We start from the raw sequence: 12,510 nt of genomic DNA, 5'->3' as shown, positions 1-12,510 counted from the left end.
GCCAGTTGGCGGAGTAAGGGACTCGGAGTTGTCGGCTTAGTATTTTGTTGCTGGTCAAATTAATTATTTTCTTATTAACGGTGGCGTTTATTGGCGATGAAATGTTGTTGTGATTAATCTTTTTCCTCGGCTTCTACATATTGGAAATTTTCCTTTGTAATATCTAAATGTGGTAATAATCTTATCATCGGCCAGTTAGGGAAATTCTTTAAATGACCTCTTGTTATTCTTCGAACTTGTAAATTTTTATCTGTCACGGAATTAACATCTATAAAAATATGCTTTTTCCCATCAGTTATATTATCTAAAATTTGAGTGTTCTTCAATTTTGAAGTAGTAGTTAAGAAAAGATCTCTTCTGATCTTAGAAGTTATATCTACAGATAAAATTGGAAATTCTTTATTTTCTATAGTTTTTGAAGAGAATGGTTCTTGAAGTTCAGGAAACTTAAATGTGTTTGATTTGATGTCATAAGCTTCTTCAAATTTATCTTTTCTCCATTTTTCTTTTACAAGTTCTACTAAATTTATTCCATTGATTTGTAGAACGCTATCAATATTTATTTTCGTCTCGAAAGCACTACTATATTTAAGATTTATATTGAAATCAATTAAATGTAATTCTTCTAAAATTACTGGTAAGTCAATTATCGATTTCCAATTTTCATCCTCTGTTTCATCAGCAGTACATAGCGTTATCCCCAGTCTTTTAGCTTTTGAAATTGTCTTTGAGGAAAAACCTTTTCTTGAAATTATAATTCCTTTATTAGCCTTGACATCCATTAATTTTGAATGAAACCCATCAATAACGGAAACTGGAATTTTCTTATTATAATCTTTACATTCAATTACAGTAGTCAGATTTAATCCGCAAGTTTCACTTCTTACTAAAACATCAATTTGTCTTTTTCCATCAGAACCGTCAAGCATAACATTGTGTTCAACTTTTTCAAACTCTGGATTTTTAACCAATTTTTGAAATATTGACTCAGCTAACTTCTCGAATTTTTTTCCTGTTTTCTTCTTCACTTAATAAAAGATTATCCACAAAGTCCCGTATAAAAACAGTGCGAACTGGCGCGCGTGATTGTCCGTCTCGTTCCCCGTTGCTTTAGCGAAGGGGAAAGGACAATCCGCTAAGCAAGCAAGCACAATGTTTCGAATCAAGGCCAGGTTAAGCATTGTTTTTAAATGTTGTTGGTTTTTAGTGCTTTTTCCAATCAGTAATCGATGCTCAGGTCAGTTATTACATAGAAATTATCCGTTTTTTTTAACCATTTTTTTTCTTGTTATAGAGTTTTGCTAACCAAACAGCGATTAAAATAATTATGATTGTTGATAAACCTCCAAGAATCATCCATGTTCTCCCAGATAATTCGATAACCAAATAATTCATCTTTTTCTGCTTTTAATTTATTATTTATTAATATTTTTTTGCCTTGTCTGGCATTAAAGCCAACTCCTTTTATAATCTTTTTTATATCTCTTTACCTATATTTTACCCGGTATAAAAACCAGGTTCCTCACCTTAACCCTTTTTAAAACTTCAAATAATTCCGCTCCGTCAAACCCTAACTCATACCTAAGCCTTCAAAAGTGACTATGCATTGACGGCTTCCGCCATTGATCCCTCTTCATTCCCGGAATTCACCCGTTTAAAGAATTCAATTAAAATATAGTAGTATATGATATTTAATAAGGTAAAACCCAGCAGGTTTGAGGATTCCAGGTATAAATGCAAAATTGAATCGCTTATAAAATGCGCCACTATTTTCTCAATAATAGTTAATACCAGTACTATAAGGAAGCCAAAAACCAAAGTGTGCACTCCCGCTACAAAGGAGATTGAAATATACCTTCTAAAGTAATCGCTGTTGTCGCCATCATGGTTGATTTCAAAAGTTTTTCTCACTCCCCAAATTATCGCCACCAGACTAATCGAAATATGCATCAGTATACTCCACCAGGGTCTGTCGGATTCATAAGGCAGATAACCCACAAGGTTTAAAATGATAAGATTCACAAACAGATATTTGAAAGTGAGCCTGTCAGAAAGCCTTCCGCTTATCAGAAGTTTTTCTAATTCTTTGAAGTTGAATAAAATCATAGGTTGATGGAATTAATTCCTTGCTCTGTCACGCAGAAATGGGCTTGTGCTTATTAAAAAGACGGCATTGTAGGGAAGTCCGTCACAGCAGCATCGATTTCATTTTGATCCTGCCTGTTAAATTTTTAACAATATAGGAATTCTATTGAAAATCTGTAGGAAATCCTTGAAAATTCTTTCAACTAGCTTATTTCTAAAATTCAGGATTTAAGGTTCAAAAATTCAAGGTTGTTCGTGTTTCGTGTTTCGTGTTGCGGGTTTCGTGTTGCGGGATGCTTCCTGTTAAGTGTTGCCGGTTTAAAAATTCAGGGTTCAATATTCAAAATTCAAGGTTGGGATTCGAACTCGGGTTTCCCCTCCGATAGGTATCAGGAGCCTGTTGTTTAAATATCTTTAACTTCAATTTAACCTTTATTGGAAAACCGGCAGGCCTTTTCTCTCGTAAGTATCTTAAACCAATTAATCTTAAAAGTATGAAACGAGAGATTTTAACGGATGAGAAGCTTCCGAACAAAAACCTTAAAATTTCCAATTCGAGAAGGAATTTTCTAAAGATAGGAAGCCTTGCTATGGTTGGAACCAGTTTGATGTTATCCTGTAGCGATGACGATGATGATATGCTAATGCCCCCGGGCGAAGTCTTCGACCTGGGCAGTGGCGATCTGGGGATACTAAATTATGCTTATGCCCTCGAACAACTCGAGGCCGCATTTTATCGGAACGTTTTGGATGGTTCGTATTGGATGAACGCCAGCGCCGAAGAAAGGCTGGTTTTGGAAGATCTGTATAAACACGAGGCTATACACCGCGAATTTTTTAAAGCAGCGATAACCGGAGCCGTAAACGGGGATACCTCAAAGGTTTTGCCCGAACTTGAATTCGATTTTTCTTCAGTAGACTTCAGCAGTAGAAGTTCGGTTCTGCAAACCGCGAAAACTTTGGAGGATACCGGGGTTGCCGCATATAATGGAGCGGGACAGTTATTGCAAACACCCGATTATCTGATCATCGCAGGGAAAATTGTTTCAGTCGAGGCCAGACACGCCTCGGCGATTCGTTCCATTTTCGATGATGACCTAAAATCCTTTGCCGGCGATGATATCATAGATGCCAACGGCCTCGATTTGGCGATGAGCCCTTCAGAAATTCTTTCAGCAGTAGGAGATACCGGCTTTATCAAAACTCAGTTTACTGCAAACCAATTACCAACTTCTTAAAACCAGGATTATGAATATTATAAATTTTATAGAAGAATTCACTACCGATAAATTATTGAAAAAGACTTCCTCGAGAAGAGATGTTTTTAATACGTTTGGAAATCTTGGGAAAAAGGCCGCTTTGGTTGCTATTCCCTTCGGATTGGGCACTACCAAATCCCGGGCAGCCATAGTGCAGGATCAAAATGCTGCAATTGGAGCCCTGCAACTCGCCCTAACTCTTGAATACCTGGAAGCCGAATTTTATATCAAAGCCCTCGACTCGGGCGTGCTGCAAGGCGCAAGAGCAGAGGCGGTATATGAGCAAATTTCGAAACACGAATCGGCTCACGTTACTTTCCTGCAGGACGGCTTAGGCGAAAACTCTATCGAATCGCCTCAATTCGATTTTACCGCGGGAGGAGCTTTTGATCCTTTTAATGAAAATGGAGCCGGGCAGGAAGTTGCCTATGCTCAGATTCTGGCGCTGGCCCAGGCCTTTGAAGATACCGGTGTAAGAGCCTACAAGGGGCAGGCCGGGAATCTTATGGGAACTCCGTTTTTAACCCCTGCTTTGCAGATACACTCGGTAGAGGCGAGACATGCGGCTGAAATTCGCAGGCTACGTGCCGATGTGTTAAATGCCAATACCGACCAAAGCGCGCTGGGTTGGATCACGCTTAACCAACGCGGCCCCGGAATGCCTGAAGCTACCCAGGCCGTTTATGACGGAGAGGAAAATTTAACCCAGGGCGGGGTAAACCTGGAACAGGCCACCGAGTTTGACGCTATCGCTGTCTCCCAGGCCTATGATGAGCCAATGGATGGCGAAACCGCCACGGCCATAGCTTCACTTTTTATCGTCTCTTAATTCAGATTGTTTGTTGGTTAGCAGAAAGATCGCCAGAAGTTTTTGGCGATTTTTCTTGTTTACCAAGCATTTGTTTGCCTAAATTTAACCAATAACCTAACCTCTATGCAGCCAGATTTACTCATCATACGTTTACAAAATGGCGATGAAAAGGCTTTTGCTAAAATCTATGATCTTTACTCCCAGAGTTTAATGGGAATAATTTTCAGCATTACTCAGGATGAGAAAATATCGCAGGAATTGCTGCAGGATGTATTTCTGAAAATCTGGGAGAAAGCAGATACTTATGATCCAAAAAAGGGTAGGTTTTTCACCTGGATTTTGAATATAGCCCGTAATAAGGCAATAGATGAATTGCGATCCAGAAATTCTGAACCACATATTTCCCTGTCTGAAATACATCATATTTTTGAAGCTCAGGCTCAGGTAAATCACGATAGTATAGGGCTGCAAAAGTATATAGATATACTTACCCCGGTATGCCGAAAAATTATTGAATTATTGTTCTTTAAGGGTTTAACTCAACGGGAAAGTGCAGAAAAACTAGAAATGCCCCTGGGAACCCTAAAAACCAAAAACAGGAATTGTATTAACCAGATTAGATCTCAGTTAAATGGATAGTCTACAAAAATATAAGGATTCAGGGATACTTGAACTGTATGTTTATGGACTTTTATCTGTAGAGCAAAGCAGGGAAGTTAGTGAAATGCTTCAGCAACATCCCGAATTGCTTAAAGAAGTGGAGGAGATAGAGCGTGCGGTGATGCGATTATCTGCCGATTATTACCCGAAAGATACCGCAGGTTTAAGACCAATATTAAAACAAAAGGATCAATTTAGAAATTATAAAATCTATAGCTGGGTTGCCTCTATAGCGGCCTTGTTTTTAATCGTTTTCTCTTCTATCTTATTTTACCAGAACCGACAGCTGGAAAATTCGATCACCGATTTAAATGAAGAAAACAGAGTTTTAGAACAGCAAATAATAAGCGCCAGAAACGACCTGGATAAAACCCGAACTTTATTAGTCGACCTGCGATCGCGGGACATTAAGAGGGTAAAATTAGAGCCGCAGCAGGTAGCCCCCCAGGCTTATGCCGTTGGCTATATCTCTTCTGAAAAAAATCAGCTGATATTAGATGCCAAAGAACTTCCGGAACCGCCTGAAGGTATGGTGTACCAGGTATGGTCCCTACAATTTGATCCTTTAACTCCAATCAGTATGGGGCTGTTGGAAGACTTTGCCGCCAATGCCGAAAAGATTTTCTACCTCAATGCGAGGTCTGAAAGCGAAGGTTTCGGGATTACGCTTGAACCTGCCGGAGGAAGTGCGGTTCCAAATTTAGATCAACTCTACGTTTTAGGAGCTATAGAAAGTTAAACCGGGCTTCATAGATCGAATTTTTCTTTTTCTGAAGGGAAACCTTTCTAATAAAGCCTGAATTTCCTGGGTAATTACTGCCTTATATTTTCAACAAAGCCCTGAAACTGAGGCCGGAAACCTGCAACTTCTTAAATATCTGACCTGATGTAAAATAAATGAAACTTTAATCTTTTATTGGTAGTCTGCTGCTGATTTAAAACTTACTTTCCCCGCTTAATTAGGTATAGGTAGGTCCGTTTTACTTTGATTTGGTAAACGGGCTTTTTTTGTACCACAACAATAACAGTAATGTTTGTAGTAATGGATTTGGTGGAGATTTATAATATCGTTTTAATGATTTTTGGGATGATGTTATTTGTGGTGTTCATACTGGCGATTGTCATTTTCAGGAATTATAGAAAAACATATAAATCCGCTAAGGACGATAAACCGGTGTCCAAAACCGAAAATGAAAAGGGGAGATTGATAAAACTCGCTAATTATAACTTTGAGAAAATGAAGAGAAAGAAGATTCAGTAAGCTTTGGTCGGTCCCGATATGACCTTCAAACGCTATCGCTTATGAAGCTCTAACCGAACTGAAAAGGAGGTACTTCCAGTGGCCCGCAACTGTCCCTTCGAGCGGCCCGGCATTCAGCCAGTCCCGAAAACCTTCGGGATTATATCTTAGATAGTTGTTCTCGATACGCCCTTCCAACGCTGACGCTTATGAAGAGCTACTCGAACTTACAAAGATTTCTTTTTGTAACCGGGCCTGGAATTTTTCAGGAATTTTGCGTTGCCTGTTCCTCCATAATAGCCTAGTGCCCGTGATCTCCTTCTCCTTTATTCATTTCAGCATCGAGATAATAGGCGTTATTATATGCGAATAACGTAGCTTTTTGAATTTCTTCTGTTGGATAAACAGGTACCCAGCCGTCTACGCTTTGTCCTATTTCAATCTTTACAGGCTTAAAACTCCAGTCGTCCCCTTCAGGTTCGGCGGTGAAGGCATAATGTATATCTTCTTTTTCAAAAATTGCATCTTCGGGCAGGGCATAAAATTCCAATTCTCCTAAAAATATCCTGCCACGCACATACATTCCAGGAATTAAATTCCCGGGCTCCTCAATAATTTCAGCGTGAATATGAACAGCCTTGGGCTGCTGCCTGAAGGTTTTTCCTATAGAAATCACCTTCGCCTGTAACTGTGAACCGGGATTTGATTCTACCGTAAATTCTATTTCCTGGCCTACCTTAATCTGCGAAATTTCCTTTTCGAAAATTGTAAATTCTATATGTATATGTTCGGTATTTACGATCTCGAAAAGCGCTGCCTGCGCGGCCACATAAGCTCCCGTGTTGGCGTTGATCTCTTCTACGGTTCCAGAAATGGGACTTAGAATAGGAATATCTCGCTGTACATTTTCGGCCGATAAGCTGGCGGGATTTATATTCAATAGCCGGAGATTGGATTTTAAACCTGCCAGTTTGCTTTTAGCCGTATTGATCGAGGCCTCTACCTTTTGGTAGCTGGCGCCAGAGCCCACACCTTCTTCATATAATCTTTTTTGCCTGGCAAATTCCTGCTCCTGAAACTTCAGTTCATTAACTGCGTTCAAATAATCGGTTTGCAGGTTGATGATATCGGGGTGGGAGATATAGGCCAGTACCTCGCCTTTTTTCACAATATCTCCCTTAATTACTTTAATCGAGCTAATATTTCCGCCAATCACGGCACTCACACTTGCCTTATTTTGAGGGGGGACTTCCAGTATTCCATTGGTTTCTACAAAGGCATTGATGTTTCTTTTTTGAAGACTATCTACCTTCATGTTAAGGTCCTCAAACTGCTTTCGGGTTAGCATCGCTTCAGTGGGATCTCCCGGAATTTCTGTCGTATTCTTTTCTTCTGTTTTTTCAGAATTTTTGCAGCTGCCAAGAATTAGGAAAAAAGCGAGGAGGAGGGATATATAATTTTTCATGTTTAGTTATTTAGGTAAAATTTCAGCTCTGCGAGAGCTTTTAAGTAATTTTCAAGAACTTCAAGGGCATTTAACTCGGTTTCAATCACATTATCCAGAATTTGAATAAACCCGGTATACTCCATTGCTCCTTCTTTAAAGGCCAGCAAAGCCCCGCGCTGTTGTTTTTCAGAAACCTTTAAAGCCTCCTCTTCATAGAAACTCCAGGAGGTTTGCCATTTCCTGAAATTTTCAACGGCCTGCTTAAATTCGGCTTTAAAATTTTGTTCGGTGAGTTGAGCCTGGTGGTCTGCAATGCTGCGTTCAATTTTTGCAGCCTGGTTTTCGCCGTAGGTTTTTCCGGAAAAAACGGGCAGAGAAATCCCGGCCTGGTAACTGTAATAACCCGACTCCCCGTTAATTTCCTGGAAGCCATATTGCAGGTTGAGCTGCGGAAGCAATCTGGATTTTGCCGCCTTCCATTCTTTCTCGGCGATCCCGGTTTGCAATTCGCTTAGGCTAAGGCGGGGATGAGTTATCTCTGCTGAATCTTCCAAATGAATTAAAACAGCTGCTGAAATTTCCAGCTTTTCTTCGGCCGTATAGTTTTGCCCGCTGCCCAGCCAAAGATTAAATCTGGACAGGGCATTTTTTAAATCGGCTTCGGCCTCGCGCAGCCTGGTTTGAACCTGCCTCGACTTATTTCGTGCGGTTATGGCTTCGAGTTCAGAAATGGCTTCAGTTTCAAATCTTAGATCTATCGCCCGCTCAAATTCCCCGTAAACCGAATCGAGTTTTTGCAATCGCTTCAGGCGTCTTTGCGCGATAAAAACTTCAGACCAGGATCTCTCTACTTCCCGGGTTAGTTCCATTTGCGACAATTCCAGCAACATTTTTTGGTATTCGATTTTTTTCTTCTGAAGCTGAAGTGCGGGAGATACACTGAAAACCGCGATATTCTGCTGTTGAAACCCGATTGGGGTATATACCCCGCGGTCCCGGCTAATCTCTTCCCCTGCGGTAAAGATTTGGGTATTCCCCAGGTCCCAGGCGGTTTTTTTCAAAGACTCGGCCTGCTCTATTTGCAGTTTCCGAATTTCAATAGCTTTATAATTTTCTAATGCCATTTGTACCGCCTGCTCCTGACTTAGCCCTTTATCGGGACTGTTATCCTGGGCATTTAGTGGAATTGCCAGAAAAAATATAAGTGCGAAAACGGCAAAACCAGACTTAGGTTTGAGCTGTTGCCCCGATCGTGTTTCCATCCATTGATATAAAATTGGTAAAATAATTAAGGTGAGCAGGGTAGAGGAGATCATTCCCCCAATTACTACTGTGGCTAAAGGCCGCTGCACCTCGGCCCCGGCAGAAGCCGAAACGGCCATCGGTAAAAACCCCAGTACATCGGTTAGTGCGGTAAGCAGGATGGGCCTAATCCTGCGTTTGGAACCTCTGAAAATTCTGTTTCTTAAATTGGTTTCTCCTTCTTCCTTTAATTCATTAAGACTGCTAATCAATACCAGGCCATTGAGCACCGCCACCCCAAATAATACGATAAAACCAACCCCGGCCGATATGCTAAACGGCATATCGCGCAGCCAGAGGGCAAAAACCCCACCTATGGCCGCCATAGGAATCGCCATATAGATCATCGCGGTTTGTTTAAAAGATTTGAGGGCGAAATAGATGAGAATAAAGATTAAAATAAGGGCTATGGGCACCACGATTTTTAACCGTTTACTGGCCCGTTCCAGGTTTTCAAAGGCCCCGCCGTAACGAATGTAATAGCCCGCAGGTAATTCCAGTTGAGCATCCAGGCGGGTTTGTATGTCTTCTACCACCGATTTCACATCGCGATTTCGAATGTTTATCCCCACATAGGTGCGGCGATTTGTGTTATCGCGGCTTATTTGCATGGGGCCGGGTTTAAAACTTATATCAGCCACTTCTCTAAGAGGGATTTGCGCGCCAGATTCCAGGTTTACATATAGATTTCTAAGATTATCAATATTCCTTCTTTCCGATTCCTCCAGGCGAACTACCAGATCAAATTTTCGCTCCCCTTCAAAAATCACCCCTGCTTTTCCGCCGGCAAAGGCAGTTTCAATGAGGTTGTTTAATTCAGAGATATGCAGGCCATATTGCGCTAATTTATTTCTGTTATAATTTATGGTGATCTGCGGTAAGCCTGCGGTGGCTTCAACTTTTAAATCGGCAACCCCTTCAATTCCAGAAATGATCTTGCCTATTTCTTCTGCTTTAACGGCCAGCACCTCCAGGTCTTCGCCATAGAGTTTTACGGCCACATCTTCGCGAACCCCGGTAAGCAATTCATTGAAACGCATTTCTACCGGTTGAGAAAACTCATAAGAAACCCCGGGAATATGCGAGATTCGGTTTCTGATTTTTTCAATGAGTTCCTCCTTGGTTTCAGCGCTTTCCCATTCGCTTTTGGGCTTTAGAATCACAAAACTATCGCCCATATCCATAGGCATAGGATCTGTAGGCACATCTGAAACCCCGAATTTTGTTACGATCTGAAGAATTTCAGGGAATTCATCCAGCAAAATGCCTTCGATTCTGGTAGAAGTTTTTATACCTTCCTCAAGGGAACTTCCGGGTTTTAAGATGATGTGAAATGCGATATCTCCTTCATCGAGCTGAGGTACAAACTCGCCGCCCATACGGGTGAACAGGAAAATTGCAAGACCAAACATCAATAATGTAATCCCGATTACCAGTTTCGAATTTCGCAAGCTGAAATCAAGAGTGGGATGATATTTTTTCTCCAGCCAGACAATAAATTGGTCGCCTTTCGATTTTTTATCATTTCCAATGGGTTTGAGAAAGAGCGAAGAAATCATGGGCACATAGGTAAGGCAAAGTAACATGGCACCCATCATCGCGAAAATAAAGGTGAGGGCCATTGGTTTGAACATTTTACCTTCCACGCCTTCCAAAGCCAGAATAGGCAGAAACACGATAAGAATAATGAACTGGCCAAAAAATGCCGAGTTCATCATTTTTTTGGCTGAAGTCGAAGCGATCTCATCCATAGTTTTCTCGTGAAAAATCTGTTTTTTCCTGATTCTTTGATGAATTAGGAATACGGTGCTTTCTACGATGATCACTGCCCCATCTACGATGATTCCGAAGTCTATAGCTCCCAGGCTCATAAGATTGGCCCATACCCCGAAAAAATTCATCATAATAAAGGCAAAAAGCAGCGACAGTGGGATGGTGGAAGCCACAATAAGGCCGCCGCGCCAATTGCCCAATAAAATTACCAGCACAAAAATCACAATGAGACCACCTAAAATAAGGTTTTCAGCAATGGTGCTCGTGGTGTCTTTTATGAGTCGGCTGCGATCTAAAAAGGGATTTATATGAACTCCCTCTGGCAGAGATTTTTGCATTTCATCGATGCGTTCTTTGACGTGGCTTATCACCTCATTCGAATTGGCTCCTTTAAGCATCATGATCATTCCACCCACGGCTTCGCCTTCTCCGTTTTTGGTGAGAGCTCCATAGCGAACTGCCGAGCCTATATTTACCCGGGCCACATCTTTTATGCTTATGGGAATTCCTTCTGAATTCTTAACGACGATATTTTCCAGATCTTCTTTCGACCTGGCCAAACCTTCACCCCTAATGAAATTAGCCTGGTGATTGCGCTCAATATAAGCACCCCCGGTATTCTGATTGTTTTTTTCAAGGGCATTGAAGATTTCAGCAATGCTAATTCCCATCGCCTTTAATTCATCGGGCTTCACGGCTATTTCGTATTGCTTGATATTTCCCCCAACCCCGTTAACTTCAACAACTCCCGGCACCATTGCCAGTTGACGTTTAACTATCCAATCCTGAATGCTGCGCAATTCGGTGAGATCGTATTTGTGTTTATAGGCTTTATCTACTTCGAGGGTGTACTGGTAGATTTCTCCCAATCCTGTAGAGATGGGCCCCATTGATGGGGTGCCAAAACCCTGAGGAATTTCCGACTCCACCTCTGATAGCTTCTCGGCCACGAGTTGGCGCGGCAAATAGGTTTCCAGGTCATCATTGAAAACAATGGTAACAACCGAAAGGCCGAATCTCGAAATTGACCTTATTTCCTGTACGCCAGGCAGGTTACTCATCGAAACCTCTACGGGGTAGGTTACGAATTGTTCAATATCGGTGGTGCTTAAATTAGGCGCCTGAGTGATCACCTGTACCTGGTTATTGGTAATATCGGGTTGGGCATCAAAGGGCACCTGGGTCATACTCCAAATTCCTAACCCAATAAGAACGATGGTACCCAGCCCAATGATAAATTTATTATTGATTGAAAAATCAATGATTTTATCTAACATTTAGAATGATTTAGATTTAACAAAACGAATAGGCCTGTCTTTGCCCGGTGGGCAGTGATGGCATAAAAAATTGAATTGTTAAACCTGCCGGGGCGGCTGAAAAATAGAGTAGGAAAATTCAGATTTTGGCTCCAGACTATAAAAAGAAGGAGATTCTGAAACCTGAGGTATGGGAGAGAAAAAATAAGTGAATTCTGGCGTGGTAATTACCAGGTGAATGTGGTTGCAGCTGTGATTTCCGTGGAAGGGAAGGTCTTCGTGATTATCGCCATCGTCATTAGGGGTAGTGCCGTAATGCTTATCCAGAAACTGCAGAAAACTTATACCTTCCTCTTGATTGTGCTTCTGAAAATGCTCCAGTAAATTATCTACTTTCGGAAGTTCACAACACCAATCTATTCCAGAGCCCAGCGAGGGTAGGAAAATTAGTAGGGAAAGAAATAAACTGCCAAAAAATTTCATCTTGAAGCAAAGTTAACAAAAATGCTCTTACAGATAACTTCTAATTTAGGGAACAACATCAACATTGGGGTTTGCAAGGCTCCCCAAGCCTAAGTCGAATCTCACTAAAATACCATTAAAAAAGAGGCCGTCTTAAAAGCTATTTTTAGACGGTCTTTTTTTATTCGTGCTTTAGGCAGTTTTACAATGTTATT

General features: G+C 41.1%; 10 protein-coding genes. 5 read left to right on the top strand and 5 right to left on the bottom strand.

What is annotated here, in order from left to right; all coding sequences use genetic code 11:
* Positions 1–113 precede the first annotated feature (113 nt).
* Together ACW6QP_RS14205 and ACW6QP_RS14200 are read right to left on the bottom strand one after the other, a co-directional pair.
* Complete coding sequence (locus ACW6QP_RS14205; RefSeq protein WP_457911534.1) at positions 114–1,028, bottom strand: restriction endonuclease; 915 nt, start codon at positions 1,026–1,028, stop codon at positions 114–116.
* Between the two features lie 571 nt (positions 1,029–1,599).
* On the bottom strand, positions 1,600–2,106 hold the full coding sequence (locus tag ACW6QP_RS14200) for a hypothetical protein (RefSeq protein ID WP_457911533.1): 507 nt from the start codon (positions 2,104–2,106) through the stop codon (positions 1,600–1,602).
* A 473-nt stretch (positions 2,107–2,579) separates the two neighbouring features.
* Between ACW6QP_RS14200 and ACW6QP_RS14195 the strand changes: the two genes are divergently transcribed.
* The 5 genes from ACW6QP_RS14195 (at position 2,580) to ACW6QP_RS14175 (ending at position 6,076) form a co-directional block, all read left to right on the top strand.
* Positions 2,580–3,323, top strand: a complete 744-nt coding sequence (locus ACW6QP_RS14195) for a ferritin-like domain-containing protein (protein WP_457911532.1) — start codon at positions 2,580–2,582, stop codon at positions 3,321–3,323.
* A 10-nt stretch (positions 3,324–3,333) separates the two neighbouring features.
* On the top strand, positions 3,334–4,173 hold the full coding sequence (locus ACW6QP_RS14190; RefSeq protein ID WP_457911531.1) for a ferritin-like domain-containing protein: 840 nt from the start codon (positions 3,334–3,336) through the stop codon (positions 4,171–4,173).
* A 105-nt stretch (positions 4,174–4,278) separates the two neighbouring features.
* Positions 4,279–4,794 (top strand): RNA polymerase sigma factor, encoded by a 516-nt coding sequence (locus ACW6QP_RS14185; RefSeq protein ID WP_457911530.1) that lies wholly within the window; start codon positions 4,279–4,281, stop codon positions 4,792–4,794.
* On the top strand, positions 4,787–5,554 hold the full coding sequence (locus ACW6QP_RS14180; protein ID WP_457911529.1) for an anti-sigma factor: 768 nt from the start codon (positions 4,787–4,789) through the stop codon (positions 5,552–5,554). Before ACW6QP_RS14185 ends, ACW6QP_RS14180 begins: the two co-directional genes overlap by 8 nt.
* A 291-nt stretch (positions 5,555–5,845) precedes the next feature.
* Positions 5,846–6,076, top strand: a complete 231-nt coding sequence (locus ACW6QP_RS14175; protein WP_457911528.1) for a hypothetical protein — start codon at positions 5,846–5,848, stop codon at positions 6,074–6,076.
* Positions 6,077–6,356: 280 nt separating this feature from the next.
* Here the strand turns inward: ACW6QP_RS14175 and ACW6QP_RS14170 are convergent, their stop codons facing one another.
* The 3 genes from ACW6QP_RS14170 to ACW6QP_RS14160 form a co-directional block, all read right to left on the bottom strand.
* Entirely contained in the window at positions 6,357–7,520 is a 1,164-nt protein-coding gene (locus ACW6QP_RS14170) for an efflux RND transporter periplasmic adaptor subunit (protein WP_457911527.1), read from the bottom strand.
* Between the two features lie 2 nt (positions 7,521–7,522).
* Positions 7,523–11,854, bottom strand: a complete 4,332-nt coding sequence (locus tag ACW6QP_RS14165) for a CusA/CzcA family heavy metal efflux RND transporter (protein ID WP_457911526.1) — start codon at positions 11,852–11,854, stop codon at positions 7,523–7,525.
* 78 nt (positions 11,855–11,932) lie between these two features.
* A complete protein-coding gene (locus tag ACW6QP_RS14160) occupies positions 11,933–12,316 on the bottom strand; it encodes a hypothetical protein (protein ID WP_457911525.1) in 384 nt (127 codons plus the stop codon).
* Positions 12,317–12,510 lie beyond the last annotated feature (194 nt).

It is taken from the genome of Salegentibacter haimaensis (genome assembly GCF_054121495.1).
The sequence above is the reverse complement of the archived record's forward strand: the minus strand, read 5'-3'. Positions and strand labels throughout refer to the sequence as shown.